Source organism: Olsenella profusa DSM 13989 (assembly GCF_030811115.1).
Classification (GTDB): domain Bacteria; phylum Actinomycetota; class Coriobacteriia; order Coriobacteriales; family Atopobiaceae; genus Olsenella_F; species Olsenella_F profusa.
The window spans coordinates 144,819-164,144 of the sequence record NZ_JAUSQK010000001.1 but is presented as its reverse complement, the minus strand read 5'-3'; the positions used below and the strand labels follow the sequence as shown (position 1 = coordinate 164,144).

Annotated in this window: 19 protein-coding genes; 16 read left to right on the top strand and 3 right to left on the bottom strand. The window is 63.2% G+C overall.

Features of this window, described 5'->3' with window-relative positions; genetic code table 11:
- Nucleotides 1–89: 89 nt before the first annotated feature.
- Nucleotides 90–980 carry a MurR/RpiR family transcriptional regulator gene (locus J2S71_RS00695; protein ID WP_307388139.1) on the bottom strand — a complete coding sequence of 297 codons (891 nt, stop codon included), beginning with the start codon at nt 978–980 and terminating at the stop codon, nt 90–92.
- A gap of 591 nt (nt 981–1,571) precedes the next feature.
- Here J2S71_RS00695 and J2S71_RS00690 point away from each other — a divergent pair.
- From J2S71_RS00690 to J2S71_RS00635, 12 genes are all read left to right on the top strand, one after another.
- Nucleotides 1,572–2,126: a PTS sugar transporter subunit IIA gene (locus J2S71_RS00690; RefSeq protein WP_307388138.1), complete on the top strand. Its 555-nt coding sequence runs from the start codon at nt 1,572–1,574 to the stop codon at nt 2,124–2,126.
- A 31-nt stretch (nt 2,127–2,157) separates the two neighbouring features.
- Nucleotides 2,158–2,985 (top strand): Cof-type HAD-IIB family hydrolase, encoded by an 828-nt coding sequence (locus J2S71_RS00685; RefSeq protein ID WP_307388136.1) that lies wholly within the window; start codon nt 2,158–2,160, stop codon nt 2,983–2,985.
- Nucleotides 2,986–3,140: 155 nt separating this feature from the next.
- Entirely contained in the window at nt 3,141–4,802 is a 1,662-nt protein-coding gene (locus tag J2S71_RS00680; RefSeq protein ID WP_307388135.1) for a DUF6531 domain-containing protein, read from the top strand.
- On the top strand, nt 4,759–8,358 hold the full coding sequence (locus J2S71_RS00675; RefSeq protein WP_307388133.1) for an amidase domain-containing protein: 3,600 nt from the start codon (nt 4,759–4,761) through the stop codon (nt 8,356–8,358). Before J2S71_RS00680 ends, J2S71_RS00675 begins: the two co-directional genes overlap by 44 nt.
- Before the next feature lie 24 nt (nt 8,359–8,382).
- Nucleotides 8,383–8,820, top strand: coding sequence for a hypothetical protein (locus J2S71_RS00670; RefSeq protein ID WP_307388132.1), 438 nt, complete (start codon nt 8,383–8,385; stop codon nt 8,818–8,820).
- Between the two features lie 310 nt (nt 8,821–9,130).
- A complete protein-coding gene (locus J2S71_RS00665; RefSeq protein ID WP_307388130.1) occupies nt 9,131–9,622 on the top strand; it encodes a hypothetical protein in 492 nt (163 codons plus the stop codon).
- Nucleotides 9,623–9,676: 54 nt separating this feature from the next.
- Nucleotides 9,677–9,961 (top strand): hypothetical protein, encoded by a 285-nt coding sequence (locus J2S71_RS00660; RefSeq protein ID WP_307388129.1) that lies wholly within the window; start codon nt 9,677–9,679, stop codon nt 9,959–9,961.
- Nucleotides 9,962–9,985: 24 nt separating this feature from the next.
- Nucleotides 9,986–10,288, top strand: coding sequence for a hypothetical protein (locus J2S71_RS00655; protein ID WP_307388127.1), 303 nt, complete (start codon nt 9,986–9,988; stop codon nt 10,286–10,288).
- 188 nt (nt 10,289–10,476) lie between these two features.
- Nucleotides 10,477–10,932, top strand: coding sequence for a hypothetical protein (locus tag J2S71_RS00650; RefSeq protein ID WP_307388125.1), 456 nt, complete (start codon nt 10,477–10,479; stop codon nt 10,930–10,932).
- Between the two features lie 142 nt (nt 10,933–11,074).
- Complete coding sequence (locus tag J2S71_RS00645) at nt 11,075–11,560, top strand: hypothetical protein (RefSeq protein WP_307388123.1); 486 nt, start codon at nt 11,075–11,077, stop codon at nt 11,558–11,560.
- Nucleotides 11,561–11,704: 144 nt separating this feature from the next.
- Entirely contained in the window at nt 11,705–12,556 is an 852-nt protein-coding gene (locus tag J2S71_RS00640) for an NAD(+) diphosphatase (protein WP_307388122.1), read from the top strand.
- Between the two features lie 37 nt (nt 12,557–12,593).
- On the top strand, nt 12,594–13,262 hold the full coding sequence (locus J2S71_RS00635; RefSeq protein WP_307388120.1) for a phosphoribosylanthranilate isomerase: 669 nt from the start codon (nt 12,594–12,596) through the stop codon (nt 13,260–13,262).
- An 11-nt stretch (nt 13,263–13,273) separates the two neighbouring features.
- On the opposite strand, the gene msrC is transcribed toward J2S71_RS00635, so the two are convergent.
- Nucleotides 13,274–13,765 (bottom strand): free L-methionine (R)-S-oxide reductase MsrC, encoded by a 492-nt coding sequence (gene msrC, locus J2S71_RS00630; RefSeq protein WP_307388118.1) that lies wholly within the window; start codon nt 13,763–13,765, stop codon nt 13,274–13,276.
- Between the two features lie 120 nt (nt 13,766–13,885).
- Complete coding sequence (locus tag J2S71_RS00625) at nt 13,886–14,284, bottom strand: Fur family transcriptional regulator (RefSeq protein ID WP_307388116.1); 399 nt, start codon at nt 14,282–14,284, stop codon at nt 13,886–13,888.
- A gap of 147 nt (nt 14,285–14,431) precedes the next feature.
- Here J2S71_RS00625 and asnS point away from each other — a divergent pair, with 147 nt between their 5' ends.
- The 4 genes from asnS to J2S71_RS00605 all read left to right on the top strand — a co-directional run bounded on the left by asnS (nt 14,432) and on the right by J2S71_RS00605 (nt 19,297).
- Nucleotides 14,432–15,835 (top strand): asparagine--tRNA ligase, encoded by a 1,404-nt coding sequence (gene asnS, locus J2S71_RS00620; RefSeq protein ID WP_307388114.1) that lies wholly within the window; start codon nt 14,432–14,434, stop codon nt 15,833–15,835.
- 158 nt (nt 15,836–15,993) lie between these two features.
- Entirely contained in the window at nt 15,994–16,149 is a 156-nt protein-coding gene (locus J2S71_RS00615; RefSeq protein WP_307388112.1) for a hypothetical protein, read from the top strand.
- A gap of 18 nt (nt 16,150–16,167) precedes the next feature.
- Complete coding sequence (locus J2S71_RS00610; RefSeq protein WP_307392359.1) at nt 16,168–17,520, top strand: NAD-dependent epimerase/dehydratase family protein; 1,353 nt, start codon at nt 16,168–16,170, stop codon at nt 17,518–17,520.
- A gap of 391 nt (nt 17,521–17,911) precedes the next feature.
- Nucleotides 17,912–19,297 carry an ATP-binding protein gene (locus tag J2S71_RS00605; protein WP_307388110.1) on the top strand — a complete coding sequence of 462 codons (1,386 nt, stop codon included), beginning with the start codon at nt 17,912–17,914 and terminating at the stop codon, nt 19,295–19,297.
- The last annotated feature ends 29 nt before the right edge of the window (nt 19,298–19,326 follow it).

The window sequence follows — 19,326 nt, the reverse complement described above, 5'->3', positions numbered from 1 at the left end:
GTCTGAACATCCTGACATATACAGGTCATTCTCTGTGACAATGCGCCGTCGATGTGTCATGGGCAAACGACGAGGCCGCCGCATCGCCGCTAGAGGTCATCGACTGCATAGGGGGCGTCGGAGGTACGCTTGCCCCTGTCCCTGGCACGGTCGAGCTTGTCGTAGTAGAGCCTGTTATAGCTGTCCACGAGGCCGACGACGTCATCGTACGAGGCCGAGAGGACCAGCGCGAAGAGCATGTCAAAGAGGTAGCCTGCGGCCGTTGCGAACAGGATGTTGCCCAGGCGATGGGAGTCCTGGCTGAAGAGCAGCTCGAACGAGATGTCACACATGCGCGCCAAGGGAGACGTGCGGTTTGCCGTCAGGGCGATGGTCTTCGCCCCGCGCTGCTGGATGTTCTGGACGACGTGCATCAGCGTCTGGTCTGTTCCGCTGCGGCTCATGACGAGGCATATGTGGTCGGGCGGCATGACCATGGAGAGGTAGACCATGCGGTCGAGGTCCTCGTACACGTTGGCTATGTGTCCCTCGGTGAGGAACTGGTGCGACGCATAGTCCGCCGCGGAGGCGGGGGTGTCTCGCGCAAAGATGTCCACGTAGGTGGCGCTGACGATGAGGTCGGCGGCCTGTTGGAGCAGCTCGGGCGAGGTCTTTTCCCGCATGCGCTCCACAACGCTCTTCTTGAGCTGGGCGATCTTGTTCATGACGGCAAGGGCGTTGTCCGAGGCATGGATGCTCGTGTCATGCACGGGCAGACGCTTGAGGTCTGACACGATGTTGACCTTGAGGTCGTTGAAGCTGGCAAAGCCCAGCTTCTTCGAGAGGCGCAACACCGTCGTGGGGCTGGTGTACGTGCGCCGGGCAAGCTCGCGGGCCGAGATGCGCGAGGTCTCCTCGGGATGGTCCAGGATGTACGATGTGACCACCCGCTCGCTGGTCGTAAGGCTGCCCGTCCTTTGTAGCGCATCAATGGTGCTCATGTCGTATCACCATCCTCGTGCAGGACATCGCCCGCCAACGTGGTCATCCCGGTGTTCCGGGAACGGGACAATGCCCTGGTGTTGTAGTGTAGGGGCTGTAACCGAAGACATTGGCATACGGTAGCGCAAAAGGGGAACGGTTCCATACCTCCAGGGCACAAGCGCGGCCATACGGTAGAGAAGCGTGGTCGCGTCCTAGTCCCTCCCGGCTTGTGGTGCTGCCGCTCACCAACTAGACAAGGACAACGACGGCAACGGCATGCTCGCTCGCGTAAGGACAGCTTCTGGTGGTATAAGAGGATCATCGCAAGCAATGGTGAGCCATGCCGGTGCCATGCTCGACTTCTACCGCCGGTGGCTCGCCCTCTTCGAGGTGGACTGCCAGACATTCTGCAACTGCCAGACCTTCCACTACCGCTTCGAGGAGGGACGCTTCGTGTGCGTGGAGATCATCGACCCCGACCTCTCCGCACTCGAGTCGCCGGGCATGCCTGCGCAGACGCGCTGTCCGCGCAGGCCACTCGGGGCCTACGAGCCTAGCGTCCCGGCGGATGCATGGGCGCAAGCGACGCCAGGAGGCGTCATCACACGATGCGCGAACGCGCAGAGGGGAGCAAGACCATGGGTTTCTTTGACAGATTCAGGAAGGTGGGACCCACACGGCCCGAGGCCTTGGGTGTCACCGCACGGGCGGGGCAGGTGCTCGCGCCCGTCACGGGCAGGGTCATCAAGCTGGAGGACGTGAGCGACGAGGTCTTCAGCTGTGGGGCCATGGGCAGGGGCTGTGGCATCGAACCCACGGACGAGACGGTGTACGCCCCGGTCTCCGGCACCCTCACCGCCGCCGGCGCACCCAACTTCCATGCCATCGGCATCACGGGTGACGCTGGCGCCGAGGTCCTCATCCACGTGGGCGTGGACACGGTGGAGATGCATGGCGATGGCTTCACGGTCTTTGCCGAGCAGGGCGCCCATGTGAGCGCCGGTGAGCCCCTGCTCTCGTTCTCCAAGCAGAGGATCGCCGCCGCGGGTCATGACACCGTGGTCATCATGGCGCTCACGAACACCGATGACCTCGCCTCGGTCGATCTGGCGCATGAGGGAGACGTCGATGCCGGCGATGTCGTGGTGACGTTTGCGACGTAGCTCGTATCGTTCGAGGGGGGGGCGTGTTGTGATGGTTGTCCTTGTGGACGTGGACGGGACCCTCGTGGACTACGGCAATCGGCTGCCCGAAAGCGCGCGCCGCGCCGTGGGGCGGGCGCGCGCCAACGGGCATAGGGTGTATGCCTGCACGGGGCGCAGCAAGGCGGAGATGGCGGCCATCGATGCCGAGCTCGCACTGGATGGCCTCATCGGGGCCAACGGAGGCTACGTGGAGAGCGATGGCGCGGTCATCTTCCACAGGGGCATCCCCATCGAGGTGGAACGGCGGGTCGTCGATTGGCTGCACGATCGTCATCTGCCCTTCTACCTGGAGTCCAACAGTGGCCTCTACGTCAGCGAGGACTTCCGGGAGGGAGCCCGCGCGGCGCTCCAGGCCTATGTGCATGGCCAGGGGACTCCCCACGCCGACGAGCTCGAGGTCGACCAGATCATGTGCGGCCTCGTGTTCGGCGGCGAGCTCTACCGCGATGACGTCAACAAGGTGAGCTTCGTGCTGGGGAGCTACCAGGACCATCTGGACAGTGCCCGAGCGTTTCCCGAGCTTGAGGCACATACCTGGGGCGGTGTGGGGGAGCGGGCGCTCTTCGGCGACCTCGGTGTGGGCGGCATCGACAAGGCCGCCTCCGTGCGCCTGCTGCTGGAGCACCTGGGTGCCACGTCCGCCGACGCCATCGCCTTTGGGGACACCAAGATAGACATCCCGCTCTTTGAGGCCTGTGGGGCCAGCTGCTGCATGGGCTCGGGAGGGGAGGAGGCCAAGGCCGCGGCCGACTTCGTGACCACGGGCGTGGACGTGGACGGCCTCTGGAACGGCTTCGTCCACTTTGGGCTCGTCTGAGACAGCGACCGGGGGGTCATCAGCTTGGTTTCGCCTTTGCTCAAGGCATATGGCGTTATTATGCCGATGGGTAACGTTGATGGGTGATCATTAATGACTTGCCCATAGTCTTAAAGCCAATCGTATGGTAGCCCACCACCGCTGGAGCGATGCACATGCTTATCAACGTTACGGCTCTCAAGGGAACCGTGAGCGAGAACAGCCAGCTGGTGAGCCGCCAGGCTCAGGCATGCCAATCCCAGATCGAGCGGCTCAACGGCCTGTCCACGGATGCGAACGTGTGCGACGGCGAGGCCTATCGCAGCATGTTCGACTACCTGCGCCGCGTGAAGGTGCCCGCCCTCATGCAGCAGGCCGTCTTCCTCGAGGCGTATGGCTCGGACATGCGGACGGACCTCGACCGCCTGTCCGAGCTCGAGGCCGACGGATCGGGCGTGATAGACACCGACGATCTGGTCAATCGCATCAGCAGCCTCCAGCACGTGAACGACGACCTGGGACGCTGGGTCAGCGACAACAGCGACCGGAATCCCGATGCGTGCGGCCATGCGCGGCAGGTCATGCAGGGAAACCAGGACTCCATGGGCCGTCTGCGCCAGCAGCTTGAGAAGGCGCTCGCGTATGCGGCGGACTCGTCGATCTATGCCTCCTCGTCGTCCGAGATGGATGTCCTCGACCAGGCCACGGCGGCCATGCGCTACGATCCTGCGGCCGGTACCTACGACCTGTCGGGTGCCGACCTCTCCTGGGCGACGATGGACCTCATCGGCAAGTATGCGGACGCGGCACAGAGGCTGGGCGCCGGCATGCTGTCCAGCGATCTGATGAGGTCCGTCGTCATGGCGCTCATGGGCGAGGGCGGCGACTGCTGCGCCTATGGGGGCGACCCGGTCAACCTCGCCACGGGCAACTTCCTCTATGCCTATGACTACCTCGCGTTCGACTGCAGGCCCCGCATCTCGCTGCGCCTGTTCTACAACTCCCACAACACCCACGAGTCGCCGCTGGGGCGAGGCTGGACCCATCCCTTTGCCGTCTCGCTCTCCGTGGGGCTCAACCGGGCGGTCGTCACCAGGGAGGACGGCCATGGCGAGATCTTCCTTGGCACGCCGGAGGAGGGCTTCACCCATCTGCTGGGTCGGGCGGACACCCTGGCGCGCGAGGGCGAGGGCTACCGCTATGTCTCGGCGGCGGGCATCAGCTATCGCTTCGATGCCGAGGGCAGGTGCCGCTCCATCCTCGACCGGCTGGGGCGCGGCGCCATCCTCGACCACGACGAGGAGGGTCTGCTCACTCGTGTCCGCAGCACGCGTGGCCCCGTCATCCGCTTTGCCTACGACGCGAGGGGACGGATGGTGCGCGCCTCCGATGACACGGGACGTTCCCTTGCCTTCTCCTTCCATGCGGGGCAGGTGTCCAACCTGGAGACGGAGTCTGGTGCCAGGACGTCATTCTCGTACGACGCCCGTGGCTACCTTTCCTCGGTGACGAACGCACGGGGCATCACCGAGCTGCGCAACGCGTTTGACGCCGAGGGGCGTGTCGTGCGTCAGGAGTTTGCCGACGGTGGCGTGATCTCGTATGCCTACGATGACGACCACATGCGGGTCGTGATGACCGACCAGCTGGGCAATGAGTCGGCGTACGTCCACGATGGGCTGTATCGCACGGTTGAGGTCCATGCGGGCGATGCCGTGGAGCGGTCGAGCTACAGCGAGAAGAACCTCAAGACCCGTGTCACCAACCCTCGTGGCCTGACGAGCAGGTACCAGTTTGACGAGAGGCAACCTCACCTGTGCCGAGAACCCGCTGGGTGAGCGCACGACGTATGAGTACAATGCCCTCAACGAGCCCACCCGTGGTGCCGTGGATGGCACGACGGTCTTTCGCAACGAGTATGACGAGCGGGGCCAGATCCTCAGGACCGTCGACGCGGTGGGCAATGAGACGCACTTCTCGCATGACGAGGAGGGCGATGTCACGAGCATCACGCGCGCCGATGGCTCCGTTGCGTCCTTTGAGCACAATGTGCTCGGCATGATGACTGCTGCCGTGGGCCCGCAAGGTGCCGTGGAGCGCTACGAGTACGACGAGCGGGGCCTGCTCGTTGCGCGGGTGGATGCCAACGGCAACAGGATGTCGTTCGAGCGTGACGCGCTCGGTAACGTCAAGCGCATGGTCAACGCGGAGGGCAACCACCGGAGCTACGAGTACGATGCCTGTGGCCTGCTCGTGCGCATGGTCGACTACGATGGCACGTCCGTCTCCTATGAGTACGACGCCATGGGGCGTCCCATCCGCTTTGTGGACAAGGACGGCAACGAGAGCCGGCGCGAGTACGACGCCATGGGACACCTGACACGGGACGTGGACGCCACGGGTGCCGCGACCACGTTCCAGTACGACGCCCGAGGCAACATGACCAAGGTGACCAACGCGCTTGGCATCTCTGTGGGCTTTGAGTATGACCTCAACGACAACCGGACGAAGACGCTCCTGCCCGACGGCACGAACACGCGGGCCACGTACGACCAGATCGACCGCGTGCGCTCCGTGAGCGATGGCCTGGACAACACGACGTACTACCGCTATGACGTCATGGGCAACCTCGTGCTTGAGGTGGATCCCTTGGGCAACCATCTGCAGAGGGAGTATGACGCCGCCTGCAGGCTCACGTCCCGCACCGATGCCCTGGGCCGTACGACCAGCTATGAGTACACCGCGCTCGGCGACCTCTCTCGCATGACGGATGCGGCCGCACGGGTCACGAGCTACGACTACCTGCCCGATGGCCTGCTGCGCCAGATCGTCAATCCGGATGGGACGTCCCTCACCTTCGGCTACGATGCGGCACGCAACATCACCAGCAAGACGAGCCAGAACGGCTATGAGCTGAGCTACGCCTACGATGCCATGAATCGCATCACGAGGATCGCCAACAACCAGGGGCAGTCAAAATCATATGGCTACGATGCGATGGGCAATCGGGTGTCCAAGACGGATGGGAAGGGCAACGTCACCTCGTATGCCTATACGCCCTCCGGCAGGCTGCGGGAGGTCGTGGAGGCCTCCGGTGCCGTGACGCGCTACCAGCACGATGCGCTCGGCAACCTGACCCGCGTCGAGCGCCTGGGCTCGGATGGCATGGCACATGCTCGCACGACCTCGTATGAGCACGACACGCTCGGTCGCGTGACCTGCATCACCGATGCCGTGGGCAACCAGGAGCGGGCAACGTACGACGCCATGGGGCGCATGAGGACCCATACCGACGCAGATGGATACGTCACGTCGTTTGGCTTTGACGATGCGGGAAGGATGAGCACCACCACCTTCGCGGATGGACGCACCGCGCACATGACGTACGACTCCCTCTCACGCCTCGTCGAGCTGCACGACTGGCTGGGCACGACGAGCTTTGCCTACGATGCGGTGGGCAACATGACGCGCACGCGTGACCATGCGGGTCGTGAGATGCACTACGGTTGGGGCAGGGGAGACGAGCTTCGCAGCGTCTCCTATCCCGGTGGGGTGCGGACGTCCTACGACTATGACGAGGCCCTGCGCCTGAGCGGCGTGCATGCGGGCGGCCTTGATGTTGCGTATGAGTACGATGTGGATGGCAACCTGGCCGCACGCACCTACTCCAACGGCACCGGCATGCGCCTGGGCTATGACGCACGTGGGCGCATCACGCGCCTCTCCAGCTATGATGCCGCAGGTCCCTTGGACGAGTTCTCGTATGCATACGACCTGTGCGACAACAAGAGTGCCGTGCGTGCCCATCGTCGTGGCATGCCCGACCTCTCGGGTACGTATGCCTATGACTACGACGAGCTCAACCGCCTGGTGGGCGTGACGCGGGATGGCCAGGCCGTGCGTTCCTACGAGTACGACTCCTTTGGCAACAGGACGAGGCTGAAGGATGCGCGGAAGGGCACGACCGACTACAGCTACAATGCGCTCGACCAGCTTGTGCATTCCACGGATGCCCAGGGCGAGCGCGACTATCGCTACGATGGCCGCGGCAACCTGGTCGCAGACGTGGTCAACGGGGAGTCTGACGCGACGTACGAGTACGACGCCCTCAACCGTCTTGCATGCGCGCGCAGGGCGGATGGTCGTACGGCTTGCTACGCGTATGACGGCATGCTGCGCAGATGCACGACACGGCGGCAGATGGCCGGAGGGTCGGCAGACACCGTCGAATACGTCCTCGATCCAACGCGGCCCTGCAACAACCTGGCGCAGACCATCGTCGATGGGAAGCTGGATCAGAGCTACCTGTGGGGTGGCGGCAGCCTCGTTGCCGTGGACGCGGGTGAGGGAAAGATGGCGTCCGTCACGCAGGATCCTCTGGGGAGCGTCTCCCGCATCCTTGGCGAGAAGGGTGACGTGCTGTCGAGCTTTGGGTACGACGAGTTTGGCAACAACGCGTTCGAGAGCGACGTACTGAACGTCCCGTTCTCCTACACCGGATACCTTAAGGATGGCGTGACGCAGGGTCTCTATGCACAGGCACGCCAGTATCTGCCGAACACGGGCCAGTTCATGTCGGCGGACCCCCTGCGTGGGTATGCCCAGCGGCCGGCCACGACCAACAGGTACTCCTACTGCTGCCAGCAGCCACTGGACTTCGTGGATCTTTTGGGCCTGAGCCGCCAGGATGCGGTGAACTATGCGCGTCGATATGCGACGGATAATCCTTTCGAGCGCAATCCCGACTATCCGTCGTTTGGAACGAACTGTGCCAACTTTGTCTCGCAATGCCTTGCTGCAGGTGGCATGCAAATGACTGATGATTGGTATTGCACCACAACATATGCAGTCCCGCCTTTCCTTATTCCTTTCTTGGGGGTTGGTACCTATGGCGGTCTCATCGGTGCATTCATTGGTACAAGAGAGGTTGCAAGACAGCAGCGTAATCAGGGGAAAGACGCATATGCTGGAATTAATCTGGTAAGTGGAAAGGTGTTTCTACACAGCGCGACTTGGAGTGCGGCGCAGAATCAGTACGATTACTTCAGTGACCCTAAAAACGGATATGTTGCTAGTAAGGCAGATGACATGAGTATCCCTTCATATAATACGGCAGGGGGAAGCAACGCTACAAAATCAAATATTTCGAGAGTTTCTTCGAGGGTTGAGCCTGGAGACATTGTGTACTGGTGTGAAGAAACTAGTGAAAATGGTAAGAAGGTAAAAGTTAACCACGCGACAATCGTGACAGCTGTTCATGATGGGGAAATTTATATCGCGAGCAATACATCAGCGTATGCGGATGAGCCTTTATCATCACGCATGGGAAAGAACGATGAGAATAAAAAGGAAAGTATTCACATTGTTCACCTTAAGGATGAATGCTTTAACTAGTTTATAGCCTTAGGAGGAAGGGACATGAGAAGGGAAAGGAGAACCATGCTACTGGTTTGCTTGGTGATACTGGTTCCCTGCGTACTGGTGGGATGGCACTGTGTGCGTTTGCAACAATATCGTCAGGAATTCGCACCCCTCCTTGATAGAGCCAGGTCTCTTATGATGGGCACTGCCACTCCAGCTCCGTCTGAGGAGCAGGATGGATCCTTGTATGATGACCTTAGGTTTCGTCAGGATCTTTATCCTGACATAGTTCGCATAGACGTTTCTAAGCTTGATATTACTGATGCAGAGATACATGGGGACGAAGCAGTTCTTACCGTTGATTATGCCTACAGTCAATATCGTGCAGATGGATCGGTATTTGGCACCGCATCGATACAAGGAGAGAAATGGTATGCAAAGAGGACTAATGCTGGTTGGAAGGTGTATCGAGTCGTGCCACGCTATATCGGCTAGGAAAACGGCGACGACGAGGTCGTGCTCACGGTCAGGTTCTCTCGGGCATACTATCGCGCAGATGGTTGTGTGGCCAATGCCGCGTCCCACTCTAAGTCCAGATGGTATCTGCGGCTGGAGGATAGGCATTGGATGGTATATAGAGTCGAGGACAGACTTGAAGGATGACCTTGGTATGTCCTACCGACGTTAAGGCGGATACCAATAGAAGCACGGCCAGGGAAACAGTGGGGGAATCAATTCGCATTATAAAGCTCGAGGACGAGTGTCTCGAGACTGACGATAAGAGATGAGGGGAAGGGAGCATCGCATGGCCGCGAGGAGGCGTCTCGTGATCCTTGTTGTTGCCGGCGCAATGGCCATGGCAGTCGGGCTTCTCGTCGTGTGGGCGTGGCAAGGCCACGCCAAGCGCGGCCAGAAGCGTCAGGAGGTCGAGCGGCAAGCTCGTGTGGAGCGGTATGGCGACGAGTTCCAGCCGCTGCTCGAGCGTGCCCGGGCCATCATGGACGGCACGGCGGACCCCGCGCCATCCGAGGAGCGGGACGGGGAGCTGTACTACTGGGCGTTTGCGCGACGGAGGGAATACTATCCTGACGTGGTGCGGTTTGACATCTCGCCCATCGAGCTGCTGGACGTGGAGCTCGAGGGTGACGGCGAGGCGACCCTCACGGTCAGCTTCTCGAGGACCGGCTACCGCGCGGACGGCGCGGTGGACATGCGGTCCTCGCACTCGTCCGACAAGTGGCACGTGAGGAAGGAAGGGTCCGACTGGGTGGTCTACAAGATCGAGACCAAACCGTAAGGGGACCTGCCGTGTGGACGGGCAATGAGGTGTGGCTGCAGAAGGGACAGGGACATGAGCGGAATCATTGCATCAAACATGGGGGTGGCCTCGCAGAAGAAGGCCGAGATGCTCTCTGCGCTCGATGAGTACGTGTCGTTCACGACACAGAGCGCGTCCGGCATGTCCGACGGGGTGCCTCCCGCCGACCATGACGAGCGCGCACAGCGATACGAGGAGACTCTCTCCAAGTACGCGTCGTCCCTCACCCGTGATGCCGACGCGTTGGAGCGCATCGGCGTCACCTTCCAGGAGGGCGACGAGCTCATCGCACAGTCGCTGATGGGGATTGGTGGGTAGCCGGTGGCTCCCGCAGAAGCGAGCATGAGCGCGCAGTACGATGGGACACGCTCCCTGCGCACGGAGTGTGAGAGGCGTGAGGACGCGGTGCGTGCGGCGGTTGCGTCCCGAGACGAGCTCAACGATCTCTTCGCTGCCAGCGTTCGTTATGGCGACTCCCAGGTCGTGGAGGCGCTGCGCTGGTCCATGAGCCAGGCCCTGTCGGCATGCGATGACCACGTCGATGAGATGCGCAGACAATTGCGACGCAGCGAGGATGTGTTGGGCGAGGCCCTGGCCAGGTCGAGGCGCGAGGTACCTGAGGGGGATGGCCCCTCTCCCATGTGACGCGGGCGCCATGGGAGACCCAGGCACGCCGTCGGTTCCAATGGTTCTCGAGTGGGGCGGGTGCAGGGGTCTTCGCTCATGCGCCGCAGCGTGCTGTGCCTCTGGCACATCGCGCGGATTGGTCGGTGGTTGGTTGCGACCTATCATCAGGGGGATGAACGCCGCAACAAGCGGAGGGAGGCTGCCGCATGGGGAAGGGAAGGATGCCTCGGCTGCTGGCGGCCGGGCTGCTCATTGTGTTGGTGGCGCTCCTTGCCCCCGTCGCCCTGAGGGCGCTCCGGGCAACCCGCGCCGAGGTAACGTTCTGGCCAACATTGGAGCGTGCCCGTGCGGTCATGGCGGGCACGGCGGAGCCTCCGGCGTCTGAGGAGCTCGACGGGGCGCTGTATGAGAGGTCCTTCGACTTCCGGCGGCAGACGTACTACCCCGATGCGACGAGGGCCGAGGTCACTCCCATCATGGTCGTCGGCGCGGAGTACGACGGCGACGACGAGGTCGTGCTCACGGTCAGGTTCTCTCGGGCATACTATCGCGCAGATGGTTGTGTGGCCAATGCCGCGTCCCACTCTAAGTCCAGATGGTATCTGCGGCTGGAGGATAGGCATTGGATGGTATATAGAGTCGAGGACAGACTTGAAGGATGACCTTGGTATGTCCTACCGACGTTAAGGCGGATACCAATAGAAGCACGGCCAGGGAAACAGTGGGGGAATCAATTCGCATTATAAAGCTCGAGGACGAGTGTCTCGAGACTGACGATAAGAGATGAGGGGAAGGGAGCATCGCATGGCCGCGAGGAGGCGTCTCGTGATCCTTGTTGTTGCCGGCGCAATGGCCATGGCAGTCGGGCTTCTCGTCGTGTGGGCGTGGCAAGGCCACGCCAAGCGCGGCCAGAAGCGTCAGGAGGTCGAGCGGCAAGCTCGTGTGGAGCGGTATGGCGACGAGTTCCAGCCGCTGCTCGAGCGTGCCCGGGCCATCATGGACGGCACGGCGGACCCCGCGCCATCCGAGGAGCGGGACGGGGAGCTGTACTACTGGGCATTCCCCCATGAGGCGTATCCCGATGTGACAAGGGTCGAGGTCACGCCCATTAAGCTGCTGGACGTGGAGCTCGAAGGCGACGACGAAGCAGTGCTCACGGTCAGCTTCTCGATGACCGGCTACCGCGCGGACGGCGAGGTAGACACTCAGTCATCGTATTCAGCCGACAGGTGGCACGTGCGGAAGGAGGGGTCCGACTGGGTGGTCTACAAGATCGAGACCAAACCCTAGGCACAGCGCTATGCTGAACCAGCATGGAAACCCCGATTACAGGAGGATGTGAGACATGAGCGGGCCTGTCGCATCGAACGTGGGGGCGCCCTCGCAGGAGACGTTCGGGATGCCCCCTGTGGCCTCGTACCGTGAGGATGCCCAGTGATTCAAGACATCGGCTTCCATCGCTTTGACAACTCGTTTCGCGTGACCACACCCACGGCACGTAGCTACGTGCTTGCCTTCCGTGGCAACGAGGCGCTCATGCGCCTTGACGAGGATGGCACGCTCGCGCTGCCGCGGCTTGCCGACTGGGGGACGCCTCCGCACGACCTTTTGTGTCGCTACCTCCTTGCCATAGACGACCAACCCTTCTTTCTGGTGGAGCGCGAGCCTGCCCCAGCGTGCGAGGGGTTCTCCTTTGAGCCCATCTACGCGCTCCGTCAGGCGGAGCCGCGCTGGCTGGCCTTCGCCGGTGAGACGGCCTATCAGCTCCATGGCTGGTATCGCGATAACCGCTACTGTGGGCGCTGCGGCGCCGAGCTGGGCCATGTGCCCACGAGCCGCGAGCTCGCCTGCGCCTCCTGCGGCAACGTCGTCTACCCCCGCATAAACCCCGCCGTCATCGTGGGCGTGACCAACGGTGATGCCATCCTGCTCACGCGCTATGCGCAGGGTCGCCGCAAGCCTGCCCTCGTGGCGGGCTTCGCGGAGTTCGGCGAGACGCTGGAGGGCACCGTCCACCGGGAGGTGGGGGAGGAGGTCGGTCTTACCGTCACCAACCTGCGTTACTACAAGAGCCAACCCTGGTCGTTCACGAACACCCTGCTCTCGGGCTTCTTCTGCGATGTGACAGGTGACCCCACCATCCACGTCGACCATGACGAGCTCTCCTGGGGGGAGTGGGTGCATCGTGGCGACCTGCTCGCCGAGCTGGGCGGGCGCTATGATACGTCCAGCCTCACCAACGAGATGATCGTGCTGTTCGCCCGGGGCAAGGAGCCCAGGGCGTAGGAGCCATTCGGATGGACGTCGGGGAAGGAAAGCGCATATGCTGGGACGTAGGGCCACCTCCATCATCACGCACGATATCCTCTACAGCGGGGAGCCGTTCACGCGCGTCAAGCTGAGTGGCCTGTTCTGCGAGGAGGATGTCCGTGCCGTCAACGAGGCGCGTCCCGACCTCTGTGGCTTTGTGGTCGACTGGCCCAGCTCGCACAGGCATGTGGGCCTCGGCAAGCTGCGGGGCCTCGTTCACAGGCTCGATCCCACCATCCCTGCCGTGGGGGTCTTCTGTAACCAGCCCCTAGGCATGGTGGCCGAGCTGGCGGACGAGGTGCTTGATGTGGTGGAGCTGCAGGGCGATGAGGACAACGCCTACATCACGTTCCTCACCGAGCTGGCGGACGTGCCCATCATCCAGACCATCCACGTGCACGATGCCTCCGACATAGAGCGTGCCAACGACAGCCGCGCCGACATCGTGATGCTCAACAGCTCCTGGGGCAGCTCGCGGCCCTTCGACTGGTTGCTTGTCGGAGGCCTGGCGCGTCCCTACATCCTTTCGGGCGGCCTGAACGAGCGGAACGTGGGTGCCGCGATAGCACGCCTGCATCCCTGGGGCGTCAACATCGATTCCGGCATCGAGTCGGACCGGCTCAACGACCCGGACAAGATTCGCGATGTGGTCGCTGCCGTCCGTGCGACGGATGGCAGGTAGCCGGGGGGTCGCTATGCCAACGCCGGCCCCGCGAGGTCGACGGCGCGCTCGATGGCGTGACCCACAAGCTCGAGGCCCTGGGCGTCCTCCTCGTCGAAGCGTTCCCTAGTGGGGGAGTCGAGGTCGAGCACGGCCGCCACCTGGCCGTGCGCGTCGTGCAGGGGTACGACGACCTCGGCGCTTGAGGCGCTGTCACAGGCTATGTGACCGGGAAACTCGTGCACGTTGGGTACGAGCTGGGTGACGTCCCGCGCGGCCGCGGTGCCACAGACGCCTGCGCCCAGGGCGATGTGCGTGCAGGCGATCCGTCCCTGGAAGGGGCCCAGCACCAGCTCGTCTGTCGGGCCGTTGCATGCATGCAGGTAGAACCCTACCCAGTTGATGTCGGGGAGCGCGTCCCACAGGAGTGCGGCCGTGTTTGCGAGCAGGGGCAGCCAGTGGCCCTCACCCTCGGCGAGGGCCTCCACCTGTCTGGCCAGCAGCCCGTAGTCCACCTCTGCCATGCCTCCTGTCCCCTTCCTGGTCCCATCCTCGATCGTACGCGGGCGCCGGTCGGCGGGGCAATCTCTTCGAGAGGACCCCTTACGGACCGGGGGAGCGCCATGCCCGGCGCCTCGTGCCACCTAGCCTTGCTTGGCAAGGCAGTCCGCGCAGACGCCACGCAGCGTGAGGGTGGTGTGGTCGATGCGGCCGATGTCTGGGCACCGTGTGGCGATGCGTGTCGTGTCGGGCAGGACGTCCGGTATGTCAAACACGCGCCCACACTCGGCGCAGGCAAAGTGCGCGTGCTCCTCGCGGTAGATGGACTCGAAGCGCTCGGTGCCGTTGACGATTGCGACGGCACGCACCTGTCCAAGCCCCTGGAGGATCCTGAGGTTGCGGTAGACCGTGGCGAGGCTCAGGCTCTCGCAGGACTTCTTGAGGTCGGAGTAGATGGTCTCGACGCTGGGATGCTCCCGGGTGCCGCAGAGGTACTCATAGATCATGTCGCGCTGGCGCGAATGTCGAATCGCCTTGGCCATGGCGCCTTCCCTCGTCCTGTCACCTCGCCTCCCGATGTCGCCCAACCATGATACCCCATGCCTCGGCGTGCCCCCCCTTTGGCGATGCGGGCCATTGCGCTATGGTGGGGGGCGTTGCAGCGGGGCATCACGGACGAAAGAGGCACCATGGACCGCACGAGGATAGCGACGCTCTTTGCGGACGCGGACGAGCTGGGTGACGCCACCGTCACGGTGGCGGGCTGGGTCCGTTCCGTCCGCGACATGAAGAACTTCGGCTTCGTCATGCTCAACGACGGAAGCTGCTTCAAGGACCTGCAGGTGGTCATGAACCGCGAGACGGTCGCCAACTACGACGAGGTGGCCGCCCTCACCGTGGGCTCCGCCCTCGTCGTGCGCGGCGCCCTCGCCCTCACCCCCGAACGGCCCCAGCCCTTCGAGCTGCAGGCCATGTCCATCGAGGTGGAGGGTGCGGCCGATCCCAGCTATCCCATGCAGAAGAAGCGTCAGAGCCGCGAGTTCCTGCGCACCCAGCAGCACCTGCGCAGTCGCACCAACCTCTTCCGGGCGGTGTTCCGCGTGCGCAGCGTGGCGGCCCTCGCCATCCACCGGTTCTTCCAGGAGCGCGGCTTCGTCTACGTCAACACGCCCATCATCACGGCATCCGACGCCGAGGGTGCGGGCGAGATGTTCCGTGTGACCACGCTCGACGTGGACGATCCGCCCCGCACGGACGAGGGCGGCGTCGACTGGAGCCAGGACTTCTTTGGCAGGGCGACCAACCTCACGGTCTCTGGCCAGCTCCAGGCCGAAAGCTTTGCCCTGAGCTTTGGCGACGTCTACACCTTTGGCCCCACCTTCCGTGCGGAGGACTCCAACACCCGCCGTCATGCCGCCGAGTTCTGGATGTTGGAGCCCGAGATGGCCTTCTGCGACCTCGCCCAGGACATGGACGTGGCCGAGGAGATGCTCAAGGATGTCATCGCCCGCGTGATGGAAGCCTGTCCCGACGAGCTGGCCATGCTCAACAGGTTCGTGGACAAGGGGCTGCTTGAGCGCCTGGGGCACGTGGCGACGAGCGACTTCGCGCGCGTGAGCTACACGGATGCCATCAGGATCCTGGAGGACGCCCAGGTGGCTGGCCAGACGTTCGAGTACCCCGTGAGCTGGGGTGTGGACCTGCAGACCGAGCACGAGCGCTACCTCACCGAGCGGCATTTCAAGAGGCCCACGTTCGTGACGGACTATCCTGCGGCCATCAAGGCCTTCTACATGCGCATGAACGACGACGGCAGGACCGTGGCCGCCGCGGACTGCCTGGTGCCGGGTATCGGCGAGATCATCGGCGGCTCCCAGCGCGAGGAGCGCTTCGACATGCTCGAGCGGCGCATCGCGGAGCTGGGCATGGACTCCCGCCAGTACAGGTACTACCTCGACCTGCGTCGCTACGGCACATGTCGCCATGCGGGCTTCGGATTGGGTTTCGAGCGCCTCGTGATGTACCTCACGGGCATGGACAACATCCGCGATGTCATCCCGCACCCGCGCACCGTGGGCAATGCGGAATTCTAGGGCACTGACGCCAGCGTCCTGCATACGGCACCGCGAGACGCGGCATGAAGCCGGACGCCCACGCCGTGCATCGGACGCGCGTCGCACACCATCCCGCTCTCTCGGGCGGTCGCCGAGCACAGGGCCGACGTCGTGGGCATGGGGAGGGGAGTAATAGCGTGAGCCATATCCCACGGGTTCTCATGACGGGTGCCTCGGGCGGCATGGGCATGGCCTCGCTCAAGGCGATGCTGCCCAGTGTGGGCAAGGAGTACGACCTCGTCCTTCTCGTGCGCGACTCCAAGAAGAACCGTGCGGCGATGTCCCCGTTCTAGGGGCGGGCCGGGCTCAGCATCGTCTGGGGAGACCTCGACGACCGCGCTGCGCTCGTGGCCTGCCTTAAGGGCTGCGACCTCGTGCTGCACATGGCGGCGTTCGTCTCGCCGGCCGCGGACTACCATCCCGCAACCGCCATGCAGGTCAACTTTGGCGGCACGCGCAACCTCGTGGAGACCGTGAGGGAGCTCGGGCAGGCGGACGCCACCGCCCTTGTCTATATTGGCACGGTGGCCGAGATGGGCGACCGCATGCCGCCCATCCACTGGGGGCGCGTGGGCGATCCCATCAAGCCGAGCATGTTTGACTACTACGCCGTCTCGAAGGTCGCCGCGGAGCGGTACGTGATCGAGTCGGGCCTCCGGCGCTGGGTCAGCCTGCGCCAAACGGGCATCATCGGTCCCGCCATGGCCAGGGTCCGCGACGCCATCCAGTTTCACAACTGCCTCGACAACGTGCTCGAGTACGTCTCAGACCGCGACTCGGGCACGATGATGGCCCACCTGGCCTCCTATGACGCTGCGGGGAGCCTACCCGGCGCGTTCTGGTGTCACGTCTACAACGTTGGCGGCGGCGAGCCATGCCGCGTGAGCACTTGCCAGATGTACCAGGCGATATACGGGGAGATGGGCTTCGGAAGCCTCGATTTCGTGGTCAACCCCAAGCACTACGCCATCCGCAACTTCCACGGCCAGTACTACCTGGACTCCAACAGCCTCGAGGGCTATCTGCACTTTCGCTCCGACAGCATGCGGTACTTCTATGATGCCTACCTTGCCAGACTGGGTGCGGGCAAGGGCCTTTCCAGGGCGCTCTGCGGGCTTCCAGGCGGTCAGAGACTCATGGGCGCCCTCATCAAGGACAGCTTTGGGAGGCTCCTCGGCTCCGACCATGGCACCCGCCACTTCATCAACCACAACATGGAGGACCACATCGACGCCTTCTGGGGCAGTCGAGCCGCCTGGGAGACGCTTCCCCACAAGGTCAGCGAGATGGACCACTTCACGGACTGGGGTACGGTCGTGCACATTGACCATGGCTACGACGAGAACAAGCCCGAGGGCGAGCTCGCGCTCGAGGATATGCGTGGAGCTGCGAAATTCCGTGGGGGCGCCTGCCTTTCCGAGGTAATGGAGAAGGGCGACTGGAGTGGCAGGCTGCGCTTCCGCTGCGCCTTTGGCCACGAGTTCGAGGCGAGCCCGCGCCTGGTGCTGGAGGGTGGGCACTGGTGTCCCATATGCGAGCGCACAAGCTGGAACTACGGCGCCCGCGCCAAGGTGGACCCCTTCTTCGCCCAGGTGTGGGATCCGCTGCATGCGCCCGACGAGATGCGCGAGTACCCCAAGGTCGTGAGCGAGCTCGACGTGTGACGTGACGGAAGGTCGTGACAAGGGGAACGGGCCCTCTGTCACGGCCGATGCATGACGCAGACCCTGTCGCCTGTCACGGTCAGCGGCAACAACCTGTTGACATGCAACACCTAGCTCCTTGACCAGATCGACTGGGATGCGGACAGGGCGGGCATCATCCGCATCTTCGGCGGTGACGCGTACCAGATGGACGCCATCGATTCCATCGGTCTGCCCGCCACCGTGGACGAGGACGACGCCAACGGCCTCAAGGTCAACGGCGGCGACAGCGGGTGGCACGCTTCCGATTGCTCCTGCCGTCAGTGTCATGCTCCCTGTACCCTAACTTCTCTTGTTTAATAAGAAGCGAGAGAATATACTTCTCCTAGTATAGGAGAAGTAGGAGCATTATATGGGTGTTATCCCAGAGCTGGTCCGTGCACGCCTTGCTGAGCAGCTTCCCACCGTTGTCGAGCGCGATGACATCATGGAGGCGCTCATGCCGCCTGCGCGCTTCAATCGCGTGCACATCATCACGGGAATGCGGCGGAGCGGAAAGACGTTTTACCTGTTTCAGCACATGGGCAGGCTCATAGCGCAGGGCGCGCCGCGGAGCAGCCTGTTCTACTTTGACTTTTCGGACGACCGACTTCCCCAAGGTGGGCACGTGATGGATGAGGTGCTCGACGAGTACTGGCGTCAGGTGCCCACCGCACGAACGGATGGGGCGTACCTGTTTCTGGATGAGGTGCAGGACTGTGAGGGATGGCAGGGGTTCTGTAGGAGGGTAGCCGAAGACGAGAAGGTCACCCTCGTGGTAACGGGCTCATCGTCAAAGGTGTCCTCTAGCGAAATTGCGACCGCGTTCCGCGGGAGATCCCATACGCATGAGATGCTTCCCCTGTCCTTTTCCGAGTTCCTCCGCTTTCACGAGGAGCAGCTCCCAGCTTCCTTCCATACGAGCGCGTTCGTTGGCGCCGCTCCCGGCGCATACTCACCCGCCAAGCGCACGGCACTCGAAGCCCTCTTCGACCGCTACCTTACGATGGGTGGGTTCCCCGCCGTGCAAGACGATACGCCATCTGCGCGTATCGAGGTCCTGCAGGGATACGTCAGGGATGTGGTCGCTCGTGACGTTGCCGAGCGCCTCCCGCGTGCGCCCGTTCCCCTCGCCTATCAGATGGCACTGCTCATCCTGCGCACCACGGCGCGGGAGCTCTCGGTCAACGGCATCTGCACGACGCTACGCGACGCGGGCTACAAGGTCGGATGGGAGCGCGCGCAAGAGCTCTGCAGGCTCTTTCGGCAGGCCTACCTCTACTTCGAACTTTGGGAGTACACGCGCCAGCCCCTCTCGAACAGCACCAATCCACCAAAAGGCTATGCCGTGGACCCTGGACTTGCCTATGCCGTATCGCGCGCAAGTCAGGAGGACATCGGACTTCGGCTCGAAACGGCAGTGTACCTAGAGCTGCGACGCAGGATGGCAGGCAGGCGCACCGACGCCGTCTCCTCGTATACCGACCCTGGCCCTCAGCGCCAGAAGGTCGACTTCATCGTGGGCGAGGCGTTCGCGGGAGAGGCGACGACAACGCCCTATGCGCTCTACCAGGTGCCCCTGTCACTCGAGGCCGAAAGGACCAGGAGGCGGGAACTCGATTCCCTCGATGCCGCCATGGCGAGAACGGGTCTGGACGAGGGAACGCTCATCACGCTGCGCGCAAGCGACACGGTGAACATGCCCCACGGAACCGTGCGGGTAGTGCCTGCCTGGCAGTGGTTCCTCGATCGAGGGTAGGGACGCGACCGCTTTGCCCTGCTGGCGTG

What these genes read in the sequence shown, in the direction of transcription:
- J2S71_RS00650 (WP_307388125.1), top strand. Translation starts at nt 10,477, where the DNA reads ATGGGGAAGGGAAGGATGCCTCGGCTGCTGGCGGCCGGGCTGCTCATT.
- msrC (WP_307388118.1), bottom strand. Translation starts at nt 13,765, where the DNA reads ATGGCAGAGGTGGACTACGGGCTGCTGGCCAGACAGGTGGAGGCCCTC.
- J2S71_RS00655 (WP_307388127.1), top strand. Translation starts at nt 9,986, where the DNA reads ATGAGCGCGCAGTACGATGGGACACGCTCCCTGCGCACGGAGTGTGAG.
- asnS (WP_307388114.1), top strand. Translation starts at nt 14,432, where the DNA reads ATGGACCGCACGAGGATAGCGACGCTCTTTGCGGACGCGGACGAGCTG.
- J2S71_RS00670 (WP_307388132.1), top strand. Translation starts at nt 8,383, where the DNA reads ATGAGAAGGGAAAGGAGAACCATGCTACTGGTTTGCTTGGTGATACTG.
- J2S71_RS00665 (WP_307388130.1), top strand. Translation starts at nt 9,131, where the DNA reads ATGGCCGCGAGGAGGCGTCTCGTGATCCTTGTTGTTGCCGGCGCAATG.
- J2S71_RS00660 (WP_307388129.1), top strand. Translation starts at nt 9,677, where the DNA reads ATGAGCGGAATCATTGCATCAAACATGGGGGTGGCCTCGCAGAAGAAG.
- J2S71_RS00635 (WP_307388120.1), top strand. Translation starts at nt 12,594, where the DNA reads ATGCTGGGACGTAGGGCCACCTCCATCATCACGCACGATATCCTCTAC.
- J2S71_RS00695 (WP_307388139.1), bottom strand. Translation starts at nt 980, where the DNA reads ATGAGCACCATTGATGCGCTACAAAGGACGGGCAGCCTTACGACCAGC.
- J2S71_RS00690 (WP_307388138.1), top strand. Translation starts at nt 1,572, where the DNA reads ATGCGCGAACGCGCAGAGGGGAGCAAGACCATGGGTTTCTTTGACAGA.
- J2S71_RS00685 (WP_307388136.1), top strand. Translation starts at nt 2,158, where the DNA reads ATGGTTGTCCTTGTGGACGTGGACGGGACCCTCGTGGACTACGGCAAT.
- J2S71_RS00625 (WP_307388116.1), bottom strand. Translation starts at nt 14,284, where the DNA reads ATGGCCAAGGCGATTCGACATTCGCGCCAGCGCGACATGATCTATGAG.
- J2S71_RS00645 (WP_307388123.1), top strand. Translation starts at nt 11,075, where the DNA reads ATGGCCGCGAGGAGGCGTCTCGTGATCCTTGTTGTTGCCGGCGCAATG.
- J2S71_RS00680 (WP_307388135.1), top strand. Translation starts at nt 3,141, where the DNA reads ATGCTTATCAACGTTACGGCTCTCAAGGGAACCGTGAGCGAGAACAGC.
- J2S71_RS00605 (WP_307388110.1), top strand. Translation starts at nt 17,912, where the DNA reads ATGGGTGTTATCCCAGAGCTGGTCCGTGCACGCCTTGCTGAGCAGCTT.